General features: G+C 71.3%; 18 protein-coding genes. 9 read left to right on the top strand and 9 right to left on the bottom strand.

Annotation, left to right across the window (positions count from 1 at the left end; translation table 11 throughout):
• The first annotated feature begins 47 nt into the window (after nt 1-47).
• Together AC5Y4Z_RS01390 and AC5Y4Z_RS01385 are read left to right on the top strand one after the other, a co-directional pair.
• The gene (locus tag AC5Y4Z_RS01390; RefSeq protein ID WP_499960437.1) at nt 48-770 is read left to right on the top strand and encodes an LppX_LprAFG lipoprotein; all 723 of its coding nucleotides are present in this window, start codon (nt 48-50) and stop codon (nt 768-770) included.
• Entirely contained in the window at nt 767-2,446 is a 1,680-nt protein-coding gene (locus AC5Y4Z_RS01385; RefSeq protein ID WP_499960436.1) for an MFS transporter, read from the top strand. The genes AC5Y4Z_RS01390 and AC5Y4Z_RS01385 overlap by 4 nt, the downstream gene beginning before the upstream one ends.
• Before the next feature lies 1 nt (nt 2,447).
• Here AC5Y4Z_RS01385 and ribD read toward each other — a convergent pair whose 3' ends face one another.
• The 4 genes from ribD to fmt are packed head-to-tail and all read right to left on the bottom strand — an operon-like array spanning nt 2,448 to nt 6,507.
• A complete protein-coding gene (gene ribD, locus AC5Y4Z_RS01380) occupies nt 2,448-3,473 on the bottom strand; it encodes a bifunctional diaminohydroxyphosphoribosylaminopyrimidine deaminase/5-amino-6-(5-phosphoribosylamino)uracil reductase RibD (RefSeq protein ID WP_499960435.1) in 1,026 nt (341 codons plus the stop codon).
• Entirely contained in the window at nt 3,470-4,144 is a 675-nt protein-coding gene (gene rpe / locus AC5Y4Z_RS01375; RefSeq protein ID WP_499960434.1) for a ribulose-phosphate 3-epimerase, read from the bottom strand. The genes ribD and rpe overlap by 4 nt, the downstream gene beginning before the upstream one ends.
• A 60-nt stretch (nt 4,145-4,204) precedes the next feature.
• A complete protein-coding gene (locus AC5Y4Z_RS01370; protein WP_499960433.1) occupies nt 4,205-5,578 on the bottom strand; it encodes an RsmB/NOP family class I SAM-dependent RNA methyltransferase in 1,374 nt (457 codons plus the stop codon).
• Nucleotides 5,575-6,507 carry a methionyl-tRNA formyltransferase gene (gene fmt / locus AC5Y4Z_RS01365; protein ID WP_499960432.1) on the bottom strand — a complete coding sequence of 311 codons (933 nt, stop codon included), beginning with the start codon at nt 6,505-6,507 and terminating at the stop codon, nt 5,575-5,577. The genes AC5Y4Z_RS01370 and fmt overlap by 4 nt, the downstream gene beginning before the upstream one ends.
• 77 nt (nt 6,508-6,584) lie before the next feature.
• On the opposite strand from fmt, the gene AC5Y4Z_RS01360 reads away from it, so the two are divergent.
• The gene (locus tag AC5Y4Z_RS01360) at nt 6,585-7,418 is read left to right on the top strand and encodes a class I SAM-dependent methyltransferase (RefSeq protein WP_499960431.1); all 834 of its coding nucleotides are present in this window, start codon (nt 6,585-6,587) and stop codon (nt 7,416-7,418) included.
• 119 nt (nt 7,419-7,537) lie between these two features.
• Here the strand turns inward: AC5Y4Z_RS01360 and AC5Y4Z_RS01355 are convergent, their stop codons facing one another.
• The 3 genes from AC5Y4Z_RS01355 to AC5Y4Z_RS01345 form a co-directional block, all read right to left on the bottom strand.
• A complete protein-coding gene (locus AC5Y4Z_RS01355; protein WP_499960430.1) occupies nt 7,538-8,026 on the bottom strand; it encodes a MarR family winged helix-turn-helix transcriptional regulator in 489 nt (162 codons plus the stop codon).
• A gap of 131 nt (nt 8,027-8,157) precedes the next feature.
• Nucleotides 8,158-10,107: a primosomal protein N' gene (locus tag AC5Y4Z_RS01350; RefSeq protein WP_499960911.1), complete on the bottom strand. Its 1,950-nt coding sequence runs from the start codon at nt 10,105-10,107 to the stop codon at nt 8,158-8,160.
• Between the two features lie 75 nt (nt 10,108-10,182).
• Nucleotides 10,183-10,953: a lysoplasmalogenase gene (locus AC5Y4Z_RS01345; protein WP_499960429.1), complete on the bottom strand. Its 771-nt coding sequence runs from the start codon at nt 10,951-10,953 to the stop codon at nt 10,183-10,185.
• On the opposite strand from AC5Y4Z_RS01345, the gene lipI reads away from it, so the two are divergent.
• Nucleotides 10,952-11,911 carry an esterase LipI gene (lipI, locus tag AC5Y4Z_RS01340; protein WP_499960428.1) on the top strand — a complete coding sequence of 320 codons (960 nt, stop codon included), beginning with the start codon at nt 10,952-10,954 and terminating at the stop codon, nt 11,909-11,911. The two genes, AC5Y4Z_RS01345 and lipI, sit on opposite strands and share 2 nt — an antisense overlap.
• Complete coding sequence (locus tag AC5Y4Z_RS01335) at nt 11,904-12,857, top strand: alpha/beta hydrolase (RefSeq protein WP_499960427.1); 954 nt, start codon at nt 11,904-11,906, stop codon at nt 12,855-12,857. The genes lipI and AC5Y4Z_RS01335 overlap by 8 nt, the downstream gene beginning before the upstream one ends.
• A 13-nt stretch (nt 12,858-12,870) precedes the next feature.
• Here the strand turns inward: AC5Y4Z_RS01335 and AC5Y4Z_RS01330 are convergent, their stop codons facing one another.
• On the bottom strand, nt 12,871-13,896 hold the full coding sequence (locus AC5Y4Z_RS01330) for a helix-turn-helix transcriptional regulator (RefSeq protein ID WP_499960426.1): 1,026 nt from the start codon (nt 13,894-13,896) through the stop codon (nt 12,871-12,873).
• Nucleotides 13,897-13,971: 75 nt separating this feature from the next.
• On the opposite strand from AC5Y4Z_RS01330, the gene AC5Y4Z_RS01325 reads away from it, so the two are divergent.
• Together AC5Y4Z_RS01325 and AC5Y4Z_RS01320 are read left to right on the top strand one after the other, a co-directional pair.
• Nucleotides 13,972-15,360, top strand: coding sequence for a cytochrome P450 (locus AC5Y4Z_RS01325; protein WP_499960425.1), 1,389 nt, complete (start codon nt 13,972-13,974; stop codon nt 15,358-15,360).
• 2 nt (nt 15,361-15,362) lie between these two features.
• On the top strand, nt 15,363-16,841 hold the full coding sequence (locus AC5Y4Z_RS01320; protein ID WP_499960910.1) for a flavin-containing monooxygenase: 1,479 nt from the start codon (nt 15,363-15,365) through the stop codon (nt 16,839-16,841).
• A 6-nt stretch (nt 16,842-16,847) separates the two neighbouring features.
• Here the strand turns inward: AC5Y4Z_RS01320 and AC5Y4Z_RS01315 are convergent, their stop codons facing one another.
• Nucleotides 16,848-18,470, bottom strand: coding sequence for a GMC oxidoreductase (locus AC5Y4Z_RS01315; RefSeq protein ID WP_499960424.1), 1,623 nt, complete (start codon nt 18,468-18,470; stop codon nt 16,848-16,850).
• Nucleotides 18,471-18,610: 140 nt separating this feature from the next.
• Between AC5Y4Z_RS01315 and AC5Y4Z_RS01310 the strand changes: the two genes are divergently transcribed.
• Entirely contained in the window at nt 18,611-19,774 is a 1,164-nt protein-coding gene (locus AC5Y4Z_RS01310) for an alkane 1-monooxygenase (RefSeq protein WP_499960423.1), read from the top strand.
• A gap of 31 nt (nt 19,775-19,805) precedes the next feature.
• On the top strand, nt 19,806-20,378 hold the full coding sequence (locus AC5Y4Z_RS01305) for a pyridoxamine 5'-phosphate oxidase family protein (protein WP_499960422.1): 573 nt from the start codon (nt 19,806-19,808) through the stop codon (nt 20,376-20,378).
• Nucleotides 20,379-20,439: the final 61 nt, after the last annotated feature.

The raw sequence follows: 20,439 nt of genomic DNA, 5'->3' as shown, positions 1-20,439 counted from the left end.
CCCAGCGCGCGCCGCGTTCCCCGGGCCGCCCCGCGGCACCCTCTACGATGCAGGGTATGCAAAACCCCCGTCGTCTCTCGGTAGTCCTTGCCTTCCTGGGCCTCGCCGCCGCCCTGGTGGCCGGCTGCTCGTTCAGCTCGTCGAAGAGCGGCGGCCCGTTGCCCGACGGCGGGACGCTGGTGAAGCAGGCCACCGACGCCACCAAGAACCTGAAGAGCGCGCACCTGGTGCTCACGGTGACCGGCAAGATCGCCGGGCTGCCCGTCAAGAACCTGTCCGGCGACCTGACCACGCAGCCGAGCACCGCGGCGCAGGGCAACGCCCAGCTCACGTACCTCGGGCAGGACATCAGCGCCGACTTCGTCGTCGTCGGCGGTGACCTCTATACCAACGCGCTGAACCCCGGCGACAAGACGATGACCGACGTCGGTCCCGCCTCCCAGGTGTACGACCCGTCGGCGCTGCTGAACCCCGACACCGGGGTGGCCAACGTGCTGGCGAACTTCACCGACGCCAAGTCGGAGGGCCGCGACCAGATCAGCGGCCAGACGGCCGTGCGCATCAGCGGCCACGTCTCGGCGGACGCGGTGAACAAGATCGTGTCCCCGTTCAAGGCGACCGCGCCGGTGCCGGCCACGGTGTGGGTGGTGGAGTCCGGCGACCACGAGCTGGCCCAGATCAGCCTCCAGCAGAGCCAGGGCAACAGCGTCCAGATGACCGTGTCGAACTGGAACAAGCCGATGCAGATCAACAAGCCCGCGGGCTCATGAGGCGGCTCGCGGGACGCCGGGTAGCGATCGGCGCCGGCAGCCTGGCGGTGCTGCTCGGTGCCCTCGACGCCTACGTCGTGGTCACCATCATGCGCGACATCATGCACGACGTCGGCATCCCGATTAACCAGCTCCAGCGCATCACCCCGATCGTCACGATGTACCTGCTGGGCTACATCGCGGCCATGCCGCTGCTGGGCAAGGCGTCCGACCGGTTCGGCCGCAAGCGGCTGCTGCAGGTCAGCCTGGCGGCGTTCATGGTCGGCTCGGTCGTCACCGCGCTGGCGGTGCAGGTCGGCAACTTCGACCCGTCCAGCATGAGCGCGGAGTTCATGGGCCACCCCCTGCGCGACCTGGTGATCCTCGGCTACCCGATCCAGAACTTCCACGTGTCGAGCCTGCACGTGCTGATCGCGGGCCGCACCATCCAGGGCGTCGCCAGCGGCGCGCTGCTGCCCGTCACCCTGGCGCTGGGCGCCGACCTGTGGGCGCAGCGCAACCGCGCGGCCGTGCTCGGCGGCATCGGCGCCGCCCAGGAACTGGGCAGCGTGCTGGGCCCGCTGTACGGCATCTTCATCGTCTGGCTGCTGCGCGACTGGCGCGACGTGTTCTGGATCAACGTCCCGCTGACGCTGGTCGCCATGGCGCTGATCCAGATCAGCCTGCCCTCGCACGACCGCAGCGAGGCGCCGGAGAAGATCGACGTCGTCGGCGGCCTGCTGCTGGCCGCCACCCTCGGCTTCGCGGTCATCGGTCTGTACAACCCGAACCCGAACGGCCAGCAGGCGCTGCCCAGCTACGGGCTGCCGCTGGTGATCGCGGCGGTCGCCTTCGGGATCGTCTTCCTGCTGTGGGAACGCTTCGCGCGGACCAAGCTGATCAACCCGGCGGGCGTGCAGTTCCGGCCCTTCCTGGCCGCCATGGGCGCGTCCTTCGCCGCCGGCGCCGCGCTGATGGTGACCCTGGTCGACGTGGAGTTGTTCGGTCAGGGCGTGATGGGCCTGGACCAGGCCAAGGCGGCCGGGATGCTGACGTCGTTTCTGATCGCGCTGCCGATCGGGGCGCTGCTGGGCGGCTTCATCGCCACCCGGGTCGGCGACCGCGCCGTCGCCCTGGTCGGGTTGCTCATCGCCGCGGGCGGCTACCTGCTGATCTCGCACTGGCCCGTCGACCTGCCCCACTACCGGCACAGCTTCTTCGGGCTGTTCTCGATGCCCGCGATGAACAACGACCTGCTCATCGGCGGCGTGGCGGTCAACAACGACCTGCTGATCGCGGGGTTCGGGCTCGGACTGGTGATCGGGCCGCTGACGTCGGCGGCCCTGCGGGTCGTCCCGGCGGCCGAGCACGGCATCGCCTCGGCGGCGGTGGTGGTGTCCCGGATGACCGGCATGCTGATCGGCGTGGCCGCGCTCAGCGCGTGGGGGCTGTACCGCTTCTACCAGATTCTCAACGAGAAAAACGGCGCGCTGCCCAGCGATTTGAGCAAGGCCGACCGCGCGGTCGCCCAGGCACAGAACATCCTGCCGTCGTTCGCGGCGATGTACGGCGAGATATTCACCGTCACCGCGGGCGTCTGCGTGGTCGGGGCGCTGCTGGGCTTGCTGATCGTCGGCCGTCCCGAGCACGCCGAGGAGCCCGAGGTCCCCGAGCAGGAACCCGCGGTCGTCTCCTGAGCTAGCCCTGCGGCACCAGGCTCAGCACCAGGTCGGGGCCGGCCCGGTCGATCCCGTCGAAGTGCCAGCGCAGCGCCCGCGCGATCGTCGGCACCCCGACGTCGTCGACCGCCGTGATCGGCCCGCCCACGAGCACCGGCGCCACGTAGGCCAGGATGCGGTTGATCGCCCCGGCCCGCAGGAAGGCGCCGGCCAGGGTGGGTCCGCCCTCCAGCAGGACGTCGGTGCGATCCGCCAAGGCCTTGATCACCTCCACCGGGTCGCGGGTGCGGATCACCATGGTCCGCGAATCGTCGTTGAGAACCTTTGCCTCCGGCGGTATTTCGCGCATGCCCACCACGACGCGCAGCGGTTGACGGTCGGCCAGCGATCCGTCGGGCCGCCGCGCGGTCAGCACCGGGTCGTCGGCCAGCACCGTGCCGGTGCCGACCACGATCGCGTCGGCGATGGCGCGGCGGCGATGCAGGTCCAGCCGGGAGGCCTCGCTGGAGATCCACTGGCTGGTGCCGTCGGCGGCGGCGCTTCGCCCGTCGACGCTGCTGGCGTACTTCCACGTCACGTGCGGCAGCCCGGTGCGCACCTTGTGCAGCCACTCGCGCAGCGGCCCGGCGGCCACCTCGTCGGCCAGCACCCCGGAGCGCACCTGCACGCCGGCGGCCTGCAGCCGGCCCGCGCCGCCGCCCGCGATCGCGTTCGGGTCGCCGACGGCGTAGACCACCGTGCCCACCCGGGCCTCGATGAGGGCGTTCACGCAGGGCGGCGTCTTGCCGTAGTGGTTGCAGGGCTCGAGGGTGACGACGGCGATGCCGCCGGCGGCCAGGCCGCCCGCCCGGCGCAGCGCCAGCACCTCGGCGTGGTCGCCGCCGGCGGGCTCGGTGGCGCCGACACCGACGACCCGGCCCTCGGGGTCGACGATGACCGCCCCGACGGGAGGGTTCGGGTAGGTGGTGCCCTTGACCTGGTAGGAGTGCTCGATCGCCAGGCGCATGGCCGCGTCGAGGCTGTTGACCGACTGGGGCTGGTTCATGCGCGCAGGTGCGGCGACGCGGCGGCGGCCTGGCGGCGCAACGCCTCGACCGCGGCCTCGGGGTCCTGCGCCCCGTACACCGCCGACCCGGCGACGAAGCAGTCGACGCCCGCCTCGGCGGACTGCTCGATGGTGTCCTCGTTGATGCCGCCGTCGATCTCGACCAGGATCGTCAGCTCCCCGGCGTCGATCATCTTGCGCGCGGTGCGGACCTTGCCGAGCACCTCGGGGATGAAGTCCTGCCCGCCGAAGCCCGGCTCGACCGACATGATCAGCAGGGTGTCGAAGTGCGGCAGGATTTCCAGGTACGGCTCCAGCGGGGTGCCGGGCTTCACGCTGATCCCGGCCTTGGCGCCGGCCGCGCGGATGTCGCGGGCCACGCCGACGGGGTTGTCGGTGGCCTCGGCGTGGAAGGTGACGTTGTAGGCGCCGGCCTCGGCGTACGGCGGCGCCCAGCGATCCGGATCCTCGATCATCAGATGGCAGTCCATCGGGATCTTCGTGGTCGCCAGCAGGGCCTCCACCACCGGCAGGCCGATGGTCAAGTTCGGCACGAAGTGGTTGTCCATCACGTCGACGTGCAGCCAGTCCGCGCCGCGCACGGCGGCCGCCTCGTCGGCGAGCCGCGCGAAGTCGGCGGACAGGATCGACGGGGCGATCAGCGGTCCCATCGGAGCCCCCTACTGCGATGCATGAGCGACAGACTACGCAGCCGGGCGCCCAACCTCACGTCAGACGCGGCGCAGCGCGGCGGCGAACATCGCGTCGGTGCCGTGCCGGTGCGGCCACAGCTGCACATACGGCCCGTCCCCCAGGCCGTCGGCCGGTCCCTTATCCAAGGGCTCGAACAGCGGCCGGGTGTCCAGCGCGCTCACCGGATGGCGGCGCAGCGCGTCGCCAACCACCCCAACGGTTTCCGCGAGGTGCGGCGAACAGGTCGCATAGAGCACGACGCCGCCGGGGCGGGTCAGCGCGACCGCGGCGGCCAGCAGCTCGCGTTGCAGCTTGGCCAGCGCCGGCACGTCGGCCGGCTGCCGGCGCCACCGGGCCTCCGGGCGGCGCCGCAGCGCGCCCAGCCCGGTGCACGGCGCGTCGACGAGCACCCGGTCGAAGCCCGGCTCGAGACCGCTCTGCCGCCCGTCGACGCGGCACACCTCGACGCCGAGCCCGCGGGTGTTCTCCGCCACCATGTCGGCGCGGCGCGGCGCGGGCTCCACCGCCGTGACGCGGGCGTTCGAGCCCAGCGCGGCCAGCAGCGCGGTCTTGCCGCCCGGCCCGGCGCACAGGTCCAGCCAGCGGCCGGTGTCGCCGTCCACCGGCGCCAGCGTCAGCGCGCGGGCCACCAGCTGGCTGCCCTCGTCCTGGACCAGCGCCGCGCCGTCGCGCACCTGCGCCAGCCGCGCGGGGTCCCCGCCCGGCAGGTACACCGCGTAGGGCGAATAGCGCCCGACGGTGCCGCCCACCGCGTCGGCCAGCTCGGCGGCCGTCAGCGCGCCCGGGCGCGCGGCCAGGTGCACCAGGGGCCGCTGGTCGTCGCTGGCCAGGACCGCGTCGAGTTCGGTCGCGGCCGCGCCGAGCGCGTCGGCGAAGGCCTGGGCGATCCAGCGCGGGTGCGCGCGCACGAACGCGGCGTGCCCGATCGGGTCCTTCGACGGGTCGGGGGCGAGCTCGTCGACCCAGGACTTCTCGTCCCGGCCGGCGATGGCGCGCAGCACGCCGTTGACGAAACCCGCTCGCGCCGAGTCGAATTCGATTCCGGCCTGTTCGACCGTGGTGGACACCGCGGCGTGCGCGTCGACCCGGGTGCGCAGCAACTGGTAGGCGCCGAGCCGCAGCAGGTCGAGCAGCACCGGGTCGATGGCCTCCGGCGGGCGTCCGGCCGCCGCGCCGATGACCGCGTCGAGCAGCCCGCGGGCGCGGCAGGTCCCGTAGGTCAGCTCGGTGGCGAATGCGGCGTCGCGGCCGCCGATTCCGCGCTGGCGCAGCAGCGCGGGCAGGGCCAGGTTCGCGTACGCGTCGCGTTCGCTGACGGCCCGCAGCACCTCGAATGCCGCGGCGCGCGCGGGGTCCAGCGGCCGGCGCCGCTTGCGGGGCTTGGGACTCATGTCGCGCGCGCCGTGGGTTCGAGCCGGGCGCCACGCGCCCAGTCGACGGCGTCCATGAATTTCTTGCCGGGCGGCTGAAGCTGGCCCAGGCGCACCGGTTCCGAGGCGGTGCCGACCCACACGTTTTTGCGGTCGGCGTGAATTGCGCCGGGCGGCAAGGGTTTCGGTCCCTCGGCATCGAGACGCACCGGGCCGAGCTTGACGCGCAGATCGCCGACGAGGGTCCAAGCGCCCGGGTGGGGCGTGACGGCGCGGATGCGCCGCTCGACCGCCGCCGCCGGCAGGTCCCAGCGCACCCGGGCCGCCTCGACGGTGATCTTCGGCGCGACGCTGACCCCCTCGGCCGGCTGCGGGCGCGGCGTCAGCGTGCCGTCGGCGATGCCGTCCAGCGTGGCCGACAGCAGTGTCGCGCCCGAAAGGGCCAGGCGCCCAAGCAGATCGCCCGCGGTGTCGGTGGGCCGGATCGCCTCCGTGACCACCCCGTACACCGGCCCGGAATCCAGGCTCGGCTCGATGCGGAACGTGGTCGCCCCGGTCACGGTGTCCCCCGCCGCGATCGCGGCCTGCACGGGCGCCGCGCCGCGCCAGGCCGGCAGCAGCGAGAAGTGCAGGTTGATCCAGCCGCGCGGCGGCACCGCCAGCAGGTCGTCGCGCAGCAGCGCGCCGTAGGCCACGACCGCGCAACACTGCGGCGCCAGCTCCGACAGCTCGGCGACGAACTCCGGTGCGTTGGGCCGCGCCGGGCGCAGCACCGGGATGCCGCGCTCGAGCGCCTCCCGGGCCACCGGGGACGGCTCCGGCTTGCCGCGCCGGCCCGCGGCGGCGTCGGGCCGCGTCAGCACCGCGACCACCTCGTGCCGGGGCGAGTCGAGGAGGCAACGCAGCGCGGGCAGCGCGGGTTCGGGGGTGCCGGCGAAGACGAGGCGCACGGGCACAGTCTAGGAAGCACCGGATCTTCGCAGGGCACGCCCAGGATCCCCACAGTTGCGTCAGTATATTATTTCCTATGACAACTATTGCAAACAGTTATAGTTCGGACGTCGCCTCCACCCATCGCGCGCTGTGGGCCAGCGGCGACTACGCCCGGATGGCCGAGGAAGTGATGGCGCCGCTGGGCCCGGTCCTGGTCGCCGCGGCGGGCATCGGCCCGGGCACGCGGGTGCTCGACGTCGCCGCGGGCTCCGGCAACATCTCGATGCCGGCTGCCGCGGCGGCCGCCGACGTCGTCTCCACCGACCTGACCCCCGAGCTGCTGGAGCGCAGCCGGGCCCGGGCCGCGGCGCGCGGGCTCACCCTCGACTACCGGGAGGCCGACGCCCAGGCGCTGCCCTTCGCCGACGGCGAGTTCGACGCCGTGATCTCGGCGATCGGCGTGCAGTTCGCGCCGGATCACCGGCGCGCCGCCGCCGAGCTGGTCCGGGTGTGCCGGCCGGGCGGGACGATCGGCGTGATCAGCTGGACCCCGGAGGGGTACTTCGGCCGGATGCTGGCCGCGCTGCGGCCGTACCGGCCGAGCCTGTCGCCGGCGATTGCCCCGGCGGCGCTGTGGGGTCGCGAGGGCTACGTCGCGGGGCTGCTGGGCGACCGGGTCGGCGGCGTCACCGCGGTGCGGGCCGACCTGGAGGTGACCCGGTTCGACACCGCCGAGGCCATGCACGCCTACTTCAAGGCGCACTACGGCCCGACGATCGAGGCGTACGCGAACATCGGCCCCAACCGCGTGCTGGCCGCCGAGCTGGACGCCCAGCTCGTCGAGCTGGCGCGCGAATACCTGTCCGGCGGGATCATGCGGTGGCAGTACCTCCTGGCCACCGCCGAAAGGAAGTGGCCTTCGGCGTGAGCTCACGACTTCGGGTGTGAAACCTTGGCTTTCACAGTGAATCCTGGGCGGAAATCCGCGCCGAAACCCGCCCTACGTTCACAATCGACGCCCTGGGCTCACACCCGATGCCCGCGTGGCTACAGGTCGAGGTCGGGGTCCAGGTGGACGTCGGGCTCGCCGCCCGCGGCGGTGAACGCGGTCAGGGCCCGCACCAGCCCGTGGCGCTCGGGCGGTGGCATCTTCTCCACGATGGCGGCGATCTCGCTGCGCCGGTACGCGGTGACGCGGCGGACAACCTCGCGACCGCGCTTGGTCAGCGCGGCGAGCAACTCACGCCGGGAGGTCGGGTGCGGGAGGCGGTCGATCAGCCCGGCCGCCACCAACCGGTCGACCATCCGTCCGGTCGCCGAGGGCTGCACCCCGAGCAGGCCGGCCAGCGTGGCCAGATTGACCGGGCCGCGGTTGGACAGGATCACCAGGGTCCGGAATTGGGGGATGGTGATGGTCTCGTCGACCTGTCCGATCGAGCGCGCCGAGATCGCCACCAGCAAACGGGAGGCCGTGAGCAGCGCGTCGGTGATCACGTCCAGTGACTCGTCAGCTGCCGTCGCGTTGTCCGCCGCCATCGCGCCCCTCCTCCGGACCCGTCCGGGGCCACCAGCAAAGAGATGAAAGTGTAACAGCCTGCCTATATCGAAACCCGAGATTATTTCCCACGAATACTATCGCCGCACCGCAGATTCGGCGCGCCGCGCGGCTATCCGATGTGCAGCGGATCGATCTGCACCCGCACCGGCTCGTTGTCCTGCCGGGCGCTGAGCACACCGACGCCGCGCCGCAAAGCACCCGCCAGCGCCAGGCCCCGCTCGCGGCGCACCCGCACCAGCATCCTGATCGCCGGCACCCCGGCGGGCGTGCCGGGCGGGCGGCGCACGCCCGGCGGCAGGTCCACCGGGCCGAGCACGTCCGCGTAATCGGAGCCCGGCAACCGGGCCTGCTCGAGTAACGCCGCCACGGCGCCGGCGGTGCCGTCCAGGGCCGCCATGTGCACGCTGGGCGGCAGCCCGACCTCGGCGCGGGCGGTCAACTCGGCGTCCGCGTGCCCCACCGGGTCCCAGCGGATCAGCGATTGCACTGTGGGAATGGAAGATTCGGCGACAACGATCACCACGCCGCCGTCGCCGCGGGCGCGCACCAGGGCGGCCGCGGTCATCCAGCGCCACAGGGCGTCCTCGCCGGCGCGCAGGTCCTGGCGGCCCAGCAGCGCCCACGTGTCCAGCAGCAACGCCGCCCCGTAGCCACCCTCCGCACGGGGCTCGGCCCCGGGCGTGGCGACCACCAGGGCCGGGCGCGCGGCGACGTCGGCAACGATGGCGTCGCCAGCCGACGTGACGACCGGCGTGCCGGCGAAGGCGCGGCCGAGCTCCTCGGCGGTGCGCCGCGCCCCGACCACCACCGCGCGCACCGCGTCCGATCCGCAACGCGCGCAGCGCAGCGCCGGTTCGCCGCGGCCGCACCAGCGGCAGACCGCGCCCGGGCCGCGCTCCTGCAGCGATAGCGGGCCCGTGCACTGCCGGCACCGGGCGATGGCGCGGCAGCGCCCGCACGCCAGCGAGGGGACGTACCCGCGCCGCGGCACCTGCACCAGCACCGGCGCCCCGCCCTCGAGCGCCGAGCGGGCGGCGCGCAGCGCGATGGACGGGATGCGCGCGGTGCGCGCCGCCGGGTCGCGTTCCTCGGCGTAGCCGGTGTCGTCGAGGGCGATCACCCGCGGGGTGCGGGCCCGCACCACCGGCCGCGCGGCGACGATGTCGTGGGCCCACCCGCCGCGCACCAGCGCGTGGGCCTCGGCGGTGCGCGCGAAGCCGCCGATCAGCGCCGCGCACCGCGCCTGGTGCGCGCGCAGCATCGCCACCTCGCGGGCGTGCGGGTACGGCGCGCGCGGCTCGGACAGGCTGTCGTCGGCGTCGGCCCACACCATCACCAGCCCCAGGTCGCTCAGCGGCGCGAACACCGCGCTGCGGGTGCCGATCACCAGCCGCGCGACACCGCGCAGCGCCGCCAGCCAGCGCCGGTAGCGCGCGGCGGGGCCCAGGCCCGCCGAGAGCGCCACCGCGCAGCCCTGGTCGATCCGCGCGGTCGCGGCGCGCCACAGCGTGTCCAGGTCACGCTGGTCGGGCACGATCGCCAGCACCGAGCGTCCCGCCCGGATGGTTTGCGCCGCGGCCTCGGCGAAGCGGTCGGCCCACGGCTCGCCGGGCAGCGCCTGCCAGACGGCCCGGGCGGCGCGTGACTCGGCCAGCGCGGCTAGGAACTGCCCGCCGCGGCCGTAGCCCTCCCAGGCCGCCGGGTCGACGGGCCCGATGTCCGGCACCGGCGGGGCGGCCGCGGGTTCGCGCTCGACCCGGGCGTGGCGGGGCGGCACCGCCAGCCGCAGCACGTCGGGCCGGGTGCCGGCGTAGCGCGCCGCCACCGCGTCGACCAGGCGCCGGATCTCCGGGGTGAGCACCGGTTCGGGCGAGACGACGCGATCGAGCCAGCCCAGCTTGCCGGTGTGGTCGGTGTCGTTGCGGCGCTCCAGCACGAACCCGTCGACCAGGCGGCCGTGGAAGCGCACCCGCACCCGCACGCCGGGCTGGGCGTCGTCGGACTGCTCGGCCGACACCAGGTAGTCGAACTCGCGGTCGAGGTGGGGCACCGACAGCATCGGCAGGACCCGGGCGATCGGCTCGACCTCGACGGGAGTGCGCCGAGTTACCTTGCTAGCCAACGGGACCGACAACTAGCCTTCGTCGGCCTCGGGCTCGTACTCGGCGTCGTAGTCGTAGTCGTATTCGTAGTCGGTCTGGTACTCGGGCTCCTCGCGGCCGAAGAAGAACCCGGCGGTGATCAGGACCTGCGCCGCGGCGTACAACCACCAGATGGGCACCGCGAGCGCGTCGTTGTACAGGATGAACCGCCCGATGGCGATCATCGCGTCCGACACCGCAAAACACACCGCGCCCACCGCGGTCCAGATCGTCGGCAGGTCCGCCAGCAGCGCCGCGCACACCATCGCCGTCAGCGCGATCATGTAGACCGTTACCGGAATCGTCAGCTTGTCCCGGCCCAGGTGCGGCCAGAACCACGCCAGCAACGACACCGACGCCAAACACATCAGGACGACGGCGGCCAGCCGCGGCCTCGACGTGCGGGCCAGCGGAACCAGCGCGCCCAGGAAACACAAGTGCGCCAACAGGAATGCCGCCAGCCCCAGCCCGAAGGACATCGTCCACCACGGGATCGCCAGCAGCCAGTCGCCGACGGCCGACAACAGCAGCGCCGGCATCAGCCACCGCCGCTCGCGGACGACGGGATGGGCCACCGCGGCGACGGTCAGCAACACCGCCATCGCCGCCTTGAACGGCGGCTGCAGCACCCAGTGCCCGGTCAAATCCGTTCCCGGCGGCGAACGCAACGCGAGCACGGTCAGGTAGACGCCGTAGGCGAGGCCCGCCCACCCGGCCACCACCCAGCCGCCGGACACCAGGCGGGGTGCGTACGGTACTTCCATGCCCAGTTTGGACACCGCTGAGGAGAACCCTGGTATCGACCCCATCCTGCTGAAGGTACTGGATGCGGTTCCGTTCCGGCTATCAACCGAAGATGGTGTCGAAACGGCGCGTCAACGGCTCCGCGACCTGCCCCGCCGGCCGCTGCATCCCGAGCTCCGCGTCGAGGACCGCGACATCGAGGGCCCCGGGGGTCCCCTCGGCATCCGGATCTATTGGCCCTCAGCCGATCCCGGGGTGGCCGCGCCCGTGGTGCTGTTCTTCCACGGCGGCGGATTCGTCGTCGGCGACCTCGACACCCACGACGGCACGGCGCGCCAGCACGCGGTCGGCGCCGAGGCGATCGTGGTGTCCGTCGACTACCGGCTGGCGCCGGAGCACCCCTACCCCGCCGCCGTCGAAGACGCTTGGGCCGCAACGCTGTGGGTCACCGACCACGGCCGTGAGATCGGTGCCGACACCACTCGGATGGCGGTCGCCGGCGATTCGGCGGGCGGGACGATCGCCGCGGCCACCGCGCAGCGCGCCCGCGATGAAGGCGTACCGGGCCTGCGATTTCAGCTGTTGTGGTACCCCTCCACGCTGTGGGACGCGTCGCTGCCCTCCTTCACCGAGAACGCCACCGCGCCCATTCTCGACTCGGCGGCCATCGCCGCGTTCTCGCGTTGGTACGCAGGCGAAGTCGATCTGTCGGACCCGCCGCCGGGCATGGCGCCGGGGCGGGCGACGGACCTGGCGGGGCTGGCGCCGGCCTACATCGGCGTCGCCGGCCACGACCCGCTGCGCGACGACGGCCTCCGCTACGGCGAGCTGCTGGCCGCCGCCGGCGTCGAAGTGCAGGTGCACAACGCCGAGACGATGGTGCACGGCTACCTCGGTTACGCCGGCGTGGTGCCGGCGGCCACCGCGGGCATGGATCGTGGGCTCGCGGCGCTGCGGGAGGCGCTGCACGATGGGTGAGCCGGCCACCGCCCGGCCGGGCATCGATCCGACGCTGAGGGCGTTGCTCGACACGTTCCCGATGACCTTCAAGGCCTCCGACGGCGTCGAGGTCGCGCGATCGAGGCTCAAGCAGCTGCAGGTGCCCGCCGAACTGCTGCCCGACCTGCGCGTCGAGGAGCGCACAATCGGGCGTACCGACATCCCTGTCCGGATCTACTGGCCGCCCGCCGCCGGCGGTCCCCTGCCCGTCGTCGTCTTCTACCACGGCGGTGGGTTCTGCCTCGGCGACCTCGAGACCCACGACCCCGTCGCGCGCACCCATGCCGTCGGCGCCGAGGCGATCGTGGTGTCCGTCGGTTACCGGCTGGCCCCCGAGCACCCGTTCCCGGCCGGGGTCGACGACTGCTGGGCCGCGCTGCGCTGGGTCGCCGAGCACGCCGCCGAGCTGGGCGGCGACCCGGACCGGATGGCCGTCGCGGGCGACTCGGCGGGCGGCAACCTCGCCGCGGTGATGGCGCAGCGGACCCGTGAGAACGGCGGTCCGGCGCTGCGGTTTCAGCTGCTGTGGTACCCGACCCTGACCGGCGACCTGTCGCTGCCGGCGCACACCGAGAACGCCGAGGCGCCCATCCTGGACCGCGACGTCATCGACGCGTTCCTGGGCTGGTACGTGCCCGGCTTCGACCTCACCGATCCGAAGGCCCTGCCCACCGCGCTGGCCCCGGCCAACGCGACCGATCTGTCCGGCCTGCCGCCCGCGTTCATCGGGACCGCCGAACACGACCCGCTGCGCGACGACGGGTCCCGCTACGCCGAGCTGCTCACCGCCGCCGGGGTGCCCGCCGAACTGAGCAACGAGCCGAACCTGGTGCACGGCTACGTCAGCTTCGCGCTGGCGCTGCCCACGGCCGCCGAGGCGACCAACCGCGGCCTGGCGGCGCTGAAAAAGGCGCTGTATCCGTAGCGGCGCCGGGCGCCTACCCCTGCCGCGAATACGCGCTGGGCGCCACGCCATGCCAGCGCTTGAAGGCGTGCGAGAACGTCGAGACCTCGGTGTAGCCCAGCCGCGTCGACACCTCCTGGACGGTCAGCCCGACGTTGCGCAAGAGGTCGACGGCCACCGTCGATCGCGCCTCGTTGAGCAGGTCCCGGAAGGACGTGCCCTCCTCGGCGAGCCGGCGGCGCAGCGTCCGCGGATGAATGTCGAGCTCGGCGGCGACGTCGGGAAGCGTGGGGAACACGCCGGAATCGCGAAACATCTTGCTGCGCACCAGCGCGGTGATGCCGCGGCGGCGCTCGCTGCCCTGCATCAGCACGTCGCACTGCGCCATGCACATCTGCAGCGTGTGGCGGTCGGCCTGCGGCAGCGGCTCGTCGAACATGGCGCGCGGGAAGTGCAACCGGTTGTGCGCGCGGCCGAACCGCACGTCGTGGACCGGCACCAACTCGAGCAGCGGGCGCAGCAGCTCCTCGTCGACGGCCAGCTCCGCCGACACCTGGTCGGCATATTTCTCGGCCGCCGCCAGCGCGAAACTGACTGTGGTGGTGATGATCCCGGCGATGTCGCGCTCGATGAAGAACCCCCGCACATCGGCGGGCAGGTGGCCGGCGTCGAGTTCGATCACGCAGTCCTCGGCGGTTTCGAACAACGCGAGGTCGATGTGCAGCATGGTCAACGCGAAGTAGCGCATCGCGATCGAAAACAGCTCGCGCAGGGTGCCGCACGACATCACCGCGAACCCGAACAGCCCGAAGTGGGTGAGCGTGAACCGGCTGCCCACCTCGACACCGATACCGCATTCGGACGGGAGCCGGGCGAGCAACCGGCGCACCGCCCCGATCTCGTCGAGCGCGCTGACCATCGCGTCCGCCTTATTCAGGTCGGCCGGGTCGATCGCGGTGCCCGCGAGCACCTCGCCCGTGGGCACGCCGCGCTCGTTGGCCACCTCGCATAGCACGCGGGTCGCGTACACGGGGTGACTGAGCGCGGGTGGATGTCGCACGGCCTGTCCTAAAGTCCCAACTGTGTGTCCGATAATCTCATTAACGGCCCCCCGCGTCATCCCTACAGTGGAACCATGGCGACCCGCACCGACGAGCGCCTCGCCGGAACACCGGCGACCCGCCTGAGTTCCTGGACGATGAGCCGCGAGGCGCTCACCGTCGGGTTCGACGTGGGCGACCGGTTCCTGGGCCGGTTACGCGGCAGCGACATCGTCCGGTTCCGTTGCGCCGGAAGACGTTTCGTTTCGATCGGCCATCCCGACTACGTCGACCACGTGCTGCACGGCGCCCGGCTGCGCTACGTCAAATCCAACGAGTACGAACCCATCCGGGCCAGCGTCGGCATCAACCTGCTCACCGACGAGGGTGACTCCTGGGCCGCCCACCGCGGGGCGCTGAACCCGACGTTCGCGCGCCGCCACCTCAACGGGATCGTCGACCTGATGATCGACCCGATCACCGACGTCACCGACGCGCTGAAACCGGACGTCCGGTTCGACATCCACGAGACGATGGTCGAGACGACTTTGCGCGTGGTCGCCAATTCCCTGTTCAGCCAGGATTTCGGCCCCTTGGTGCAGAGCATGAACGACCTGGCGACGCGCGGGTTGCGGCACGCCGAGCGGCTACAGCGGCTCGGGCTGGTGGGCCTCATGCCGGCCCCGGTCTACGACGCGCTGCACGGGCTGGCCTTCTCCGGCATCCGCCTGCCGCCGCCGCTGCGCGACATGCAGAACATCACGCTGACGCTCGACCGCGCCGTCAACGCCGTGATCGACGAGCGCCTGGTCCACCCGACCGACTCCGCCGACCTGCTCAACGTGCTGCTGCGCGCCGACGGCGGAACCTGGCCGCGCCGGCGGGTCCGCGACGAGGCGCTGACGTTCATGCTCGCCGGCCACGAGACCACCGCCAACGCGATGTCCTGGTTCTGGTATCTGATGGCCCAACACACCGACGCCCGGGACCGGATGCTCGCCGAGGTCGACGACGTGCTGGGCGCCCGCCGCCCGGCCGCCGACGACCTGGGCCGGCTGCCGTGGACCACCGCGTGCCTGCAGGAATCGCAGCGCTACTTCTCTTCGGTGTGGATCATCGCGCGCCGGGCCATCGAGGACGACGTCATCGGGGGGCACCACATTCGCCGCGGCACCACCGTCGTCATCCCGATCCACCACATCCACCACGACGCACGCTGGTGGCCCGACCCAGAAACCTTTGATCCCGGCCGTTTCTTGCCGCCCGACCTAAATCGGCCGCGCTCGGCGTACCTGCCTTTCGGCGGCGGCCGGCGCATCTGCATCGGTCAGAGCTTCGCCCTGATGGAGATGGTGCTGGTGGCCGCAATCATGAGTCAGCGCTTCGTCTTTGAGCTCGCCCCGGGCGATCCTGTGGAACCCGAGGCAACCATGACCCTGCGGCCCAAGCGCGGGGTGCCCGTCATCGGAAGCAGGCGCACATGAGCATCACGCCCGACTACGACACCCTGATCGTCGGCGCCGGATTCTCCGGCATCGGCGCGGCGATCAAGCTGGACAAGGCCGGGCTGTCCAACTACCTGATGGTCGAGGCCGGCGACGGCGTGGGCGGCACCTGGCACTGGAACACCTATCCCGGTATTGCCGTGGACATTCCGTCGTTCTCCTACCAGTTCTCCTTCGAGCAGAGCCCGCGCTGGTCGCGCACCTACGCGCCGGGCCACGAGCTGAAGGCCTACGCCGAACACTGCGTCGACAAATACGGCCTGCGGCCGCGGATCCGGTTCAACACCAAGGTGCAGACCGCCGAGTTCGACGACGAACACCACCTGTGGCGGGTGCAGACCGACCCCGGCGGGGTGGTCACCGCCCGGTTTCTGATCAGCGCGAGCGGCGTGCTGACCGTGCCGAAGCTGCCCGACATCGACGGCGTGGATTCGTTCGCGGGCACCACCATGCACACCGCGCGCTGGGACCACGACCAGGACCTGACGGGCAAGCGCGTCGCGATCATCGGCACCGGCGCCTCGGCGGTGCAGGTCATCCCCGAGATCGCGCCGATCGTCTCCCACCTCACCGTGTTCCAGCGCACCCCGATCTGGTGCTTCCCCAAGTTCGACGTGCCGCTGCCGGCGCCGGTGCGCCTCGCGATGCGCATCCCCGGCGGCAAGTTGGTCCAGCGGTTGGTCAGCCAGGCGTTCGTCGAGCTGACCTTCCCGCTCGCGGCGCAGTATTTCACCGTGTTCCCGCTGGCCAAGCGGATGGCGGCGGCCGGTCGCAGCTATCTGCGGCAACAGGTGGCCGACCCGGAGGTGCGCGAGCAGCTGACCCCGCAATACGCCGTGGGCTGCAAGCGGCCCGGGTTCCACAACGGCTACCTGGCCACGTTCAACCGCGACAACGTGCGGCTGGTCACCGAGCCGATCGACAAGGTCACGCCGTCGGCGGTGGCCACCACCGACGGCGAGAGCCACGAGATCGACGTGCTGATCCTGGCGACCGGCTTCAAGGTGATGGACACCGACAACGTCCCCACGTTCTCCGTCACCGGCAGCGGCGGCGAGTCCTTGAGCCGGTTCTGGGACGAGCACCGGCTGCAGGCCTACGAGGGCGTGTCGGTTCCGGGTTTCCCGAACATGTTCACCGTGTTCGGGCCCTACGGCTATGTCGGCTCGTCGTATTTCGCGCTCATCGAGACGCAGACCCATCACATCGTGCGCTGCCTGAAGCGCGCCCGCCGCGACGGCGCCACCCGCGTGGAGGTGACCGCCGAGGCCAACGACCGGTACTTCGCAGAGATGATGCGCAAGCGCCACCGCCAGATCTTCTGGCAGGACAGCTGCCGGCTGGCCAACAGCTACTACTTCGACAAGAACGGCGACGTGCCGCTCCGCCCCGCCACCACGGTGGAGACCTACTGGCGCAGCCGGCGGTTCCGCCTCGACGACTACCGGTTCACCGCCTGAGCGCGGCTAGCCCCGGCGCCCCTGCAGGATCCCCTCGATGTTGCGTTCGGCCAGCGCGGTGATCGCCATGAACGGGTTGCAGCCCAGGTAGCCCGGCAGCAGCGAGGCGTCGTTGACGAACAGGTTGTCGTAACCCTTCACCCGGCCGTAGCCGTCGGTGGCCCGGCCCCGCACCACCCCGCCCAGCGGATGAACGGTATTGGGCGCCAAAGCCTTTCCCTCGAACAGGTCGTCGCGGTAGTCCACGCCGTTGGCCTGCGTCACCTTGTCGAACACCAGCCGGGCCCGCTCGCGCAGGTTGTCCGTATAACCCACCGGCCAGTCGATGGCGATCGAGTCCTTGGCCCGGTCGTAGACGATCTCCGCGCGGTCGCCGGTGCGCACCATCGCGTAGTACCCCAACGCGAACGTCTCCACCGGCAGCGGAAGCGAGAACATGCTGGCGTAGACCGGGTTGTCCGGGTCGTCGCGACCGTCGAGGTTGATCATTCCCATCAGGGACTGCTGCGTGCCGGCCGGGTCGTTCGGCCCCAGCATGTGGGCGACCATGATGTCCCCGTTGTTGCCGTACCCGCGGCCCACCTCGTCGCTCAGGTGCGGCAGGCCGCCGGTTTCCCTTGCCCGCAGCAGCAGCTCGTTGGTGCCCAGCACGCCGGCGCTCAGATACAGCTGCTCGCAACCGATCTCGGAGTCCGCGACCTTCTTGCCGAACCGGTCGATCTCGCGGGTGGACACCACGTATTCGCCCGAGGGCTCGCGACGGATGCCGGTCACCTGGGTGAGCGGCTTGAGGCTGACCTTGCCCGTCGCCAGCGCGGCCGCGATGTACGTCTGGTCGACGCTGCCCACCCTGCCGTAGTTGTTGCCGTACTGCTGCTCGAAGTTCAGCGCCGAGCGCGGAACCAGTTCCGCCTCTTCCTTTTCCATATAGTCGAACGAGTATGCGCTGCCGTTGTAGTCGACGCCGTAGCCAGCGGCGTCCGCGTACTGCCGGCCCACCCTGGCGTACTGGAACCACGGCGTCTTCTCGAACCAGTCCATGTCGCGGTAACTGATCCGGAGCATGGTCTTGGCGCGTTCGATGTAGGTCCCGAGGAAGGCGTCGGGGTCGATGTCGGGGAAGGTGGCGCGGACCTGATCGGGGGTCGGGATCGCCGCGATCGCGGCGTTGACCATGGACCCGCCGCCGACGGCCGACCCGCGGAACACCGTGTGCGCGCCGTGCGTCACCTTCTCGCAGATCCCGGCCTGGACCGGTTGCGGCGACGGCGAATGCTTGGCCACCTCGGCGATGGACACGCCCCGGTACGACGGCACCAGGCTCGGCGGCACGGAGGTGAACCAGCCGGCGCGGTTGTCCGCGGGCACCATCCGCGAGAAGCGCTTGCCGTCCTCGTCGGGGGCGTTCCACCACCTGCCCCGTTCCAGGATCAGCGTCTCGATTCCGGCCTGGCCGAGTCGCAGCGCCGACACCCCGCCGCCGTACCCGCTGCCGACCACGATGGCCCGGTAGTGGGGGCGCATCGCGCTGGCCGCCGCTCGCCGGGTTCCGAGTTCGACGCCCGCGCCGAGGGCGCCCGCGACGACGCCGGCGGCGGCACCGAGAAAGCGCCTCCGCGAGAGAGCCATCCCTGCCTCCGGTTTATAACAGACTGTGATTTAACTAACGGCGTCGTTAGCATACCGTAAGTATGCTTAGTGCGCTATCATGAGTGGGCATGACAGGTGTCCGCCTGCTAATTCGACCGACAGAATGTTTTTGGACGAACGTGCCACTTTTGCCCAGCACCCGGCTCCCGGTCCTCCGACCGGAGGTGCACGCCGCGAGTTGGAAGCAACCCCGGCGGTACCTGTGGCTGCTCGCGGCGGCGGTGCCCACGCTCGTCTTCCCGTCCTGGCTGGGCATAGAGACCACCGGCATCGGCCTGTTCTGGTGGACCGTGCCCCTGCTGGCCTTCGTGGTCATCCCGGTATTGGACCACCTCGTCGGGCCCGACGCGGCGAATCCCGAGGACAGCGTCCTCGCCTGGCTGGAGACCGACCGGTTCTATCGCTGGGCCACCTACCTCTACCTCCCCAACCAGTACCTGTCGCTGGTGTTCGCCTGCTGGCTGTGGAGCGGCGGCGGTTGGCTCACAATGAGTTTCGTCGACAAGGTGGGGCTGATGGCGACGGTCGGCCTGGTCGGCGGGCTCGCCATCAACGCCGCCCACGAGCTGGGACACACGCGCGAACGCACCGAACGGCGGCTGAGCAAGATCGCGCTCGCCCAAACCTGCTACGGGCATTTCTACGTCGAGCACAACCGCGGTCACCATGTCCGGGTCGCCACCGCCGAGGACCCCGCCAGCGCGCGGTTCGACGAGAGCCTGTACGCCTTCATCCCGCGCTCGGTGTCCGGCAGCGTGCGCTCGGCCTGGCGGCTCGAGGGCGCGCGGTTGGCCGCGCTCGGCAAATCCCGCTGGACGCTGCACAACGACGTATTGAGCGCGTGGCTAATAACGGGCGGGCTGTTCGCCGTACTTTCCGTATGGTTCGGCCCGGTGGTGCTGCCGTGGCTGCTCGGCCAGGCCGTCGTCGGCTTCAGCCTGCTGGAGACGGTCAACTACATGGAGCACTACGGGCTGCGCCGGCAGAAGCTGGCCAGCGGGCGCTACGAACGGGTGCGGGCCGCGCACAGCTGGAACAGCAGCACGGTGATCGCCAACGTCCTGCTCTTTCATCTGCAGCGGCACTCCGACCACCACGCCAATCCGCTGCGCCCCTACCAGGTGCTGCGCCACGTCGACGACGCCCCTCAGCTGCCGAGCGGATACAGCGCCATGCTGCTCTTGGCGCTGTTCCCGCCGCTGTGGCGCCGGGTGATGAACCCGCGGGTGCTCGACTTCTACGGCGGCGACAGCCGGTTGGTCGCGCTCAAGCCGCGCCGGTAGCCGTCCGCCGCCGGCGGCTAGGATCTCAGGCGTGGCAAAGGAATTTGAGCGCATCGACGAGTCCCTGCGCGCCTTCATCGACGAGCAGGCCGTCTTCTTCGTTGCCACCGCGCCTTCCGAGGGCGGACGAATCAACCTGTCGCCCAAGGGTTATCGCGATACCTTCGCGGTGCTGGGGGAACACGCCGTGGCCTACCTCGACCTGTTCGGCAGCGGTGTCGAGACCATCGCCCACCTGCGCGACAACGGCCGCATCACCGTCATGTTCTGCTCGTTCACCCGCAACTCGCGGATTCTGAGGCTGTTCGGCACCGGGCGGGTCGTGCGTCCGGACGACGCCGAATTCCCCGCCCTGCTCAAGCATTTCGGCGAAGAGCACGCGGGCGTCCGCGCCGTCGTCGTCATCGACGTGGAACGGATCGCCGACGCCTGCGGATTCGCGGTGCCCTACTACGACCTCGTCGACGAACGGCCGGTGCTCGAGGCGCACCACGCCAAGGCGACCGACGAGAAGTTCGCCAGTCTGGGCCGGCGCAACCAACTCAGCATCGACGGGCTGCCCGCCCTCGATGCCGACCACCCGCTGCCGCAACGGCGCGCCTGAGCCAATCGGCGCCGTTTCCGTAACGCTTTGCCGGCCTTGACCGATGGTTGGGCCAGGCGGG

The organism is Mycobacterium sp. NGS63 (assembly GCF_059812295.1).
Note: the sequence above shows the minus strand (reverse complement) of the source record. Positions and strands in the feature narration are given on the sequence as shown.

Bases quoted from the DNA above. Each gene is read 5' to 3' on its own strand.
- AC5Y4Z_RS01360 (WP_499960431.1), top strand. From the start codon at position 6,585: ATGACAACTATTGCAAACAGTTATAGTTCGGACGTCGCCTCCACCCAT.
- AC5Y4Z_RS01335 (WP_499960427.1), top strand. From the start codon at position 11,904: ATGGGTGAGCCGGCCACCGCCCGGCCGGGCATCGATCCGACGCTGAGG.
- AC5Y4Z_RS01315 (WP_499960424.1), bottom strand. From the start codon at position 18,470: ATGGCTCTCTCGCGGAGGCGCTTTCTCGGTGCCGCCGCCGGCGTCGTC.
- AC5Y4Z_RS01385 (WP_499960436.1), top strand. From the start codon at position 767: ATGAGGCGGCTCGCGGGACGCCGGGTAGCGATCGGCGCCGGCAGCCTG.
- rpe (WP_499960434.1), bottom strand. From the start codon at position 4,144: ATGGGACCGCTGATCGCCCCGTCGATCCTGTCCGCCGACTTCGCGCGG.
- ribD (WP_499960435.1), bottom strand. From the start codon at position 3,473: ATGAACCAGCCCCAGTCGGTCAACAGCCTCGACGCGGCCATGCGCCTG.
- AC5Y4Z_RS01355 (WP_499960430.1), bottom strand. From the start codon at position 8,026: ATGGCGGCGGACAACGCGACGGCAGCTGACGAGTCACTGGACGTGATC.
- lipI (WP_499960428.1), top strand. From the start codon at position 10,952: ATGCCCAGTTTGGACACCGCTGAGGAGAACCCTGGTATCGACCCCATC.
- AC5Y4Z_RS01325 (WP_499960425.1), top strand. From the start codon at position 13,972: ATGGCGACCCGCACCGACGAGCGCCTCGCCGGAACACCGGCGACCCGC.
- AC5Y4Z_RS01350 (WP_499960911.1), bottom strand. From the start codon at position 10,107: ATGCTGTCGGTGCCCCACCTCGACCGCGAGTTCGACTACCTGGTGTCG.
- AC5Y4Z_RS01345 (WP_499960429.1), bottom strand. From the start codon at position 10,953: ATGGAAGTACCGTACGCACCCCGCCTGGTGTCCGGCGGCTGGGTGGTG.
- AC5Y4Z_RS01370 (WP_499960433.1), bottom strand. From the start codon at position 5,578: ATGAGTCCCAAGCCCCGCAAGCGGCGCCGGCCGCTGGACCCCGCGCGC.
- AC5Y4Z_RS01390 (WP_499960437.1), top strand. From the start codon at position 48: ATGCAGGGTATGCAAAACCCCCGTCGTCTCTCGGTAGTCCTTGCCTTC.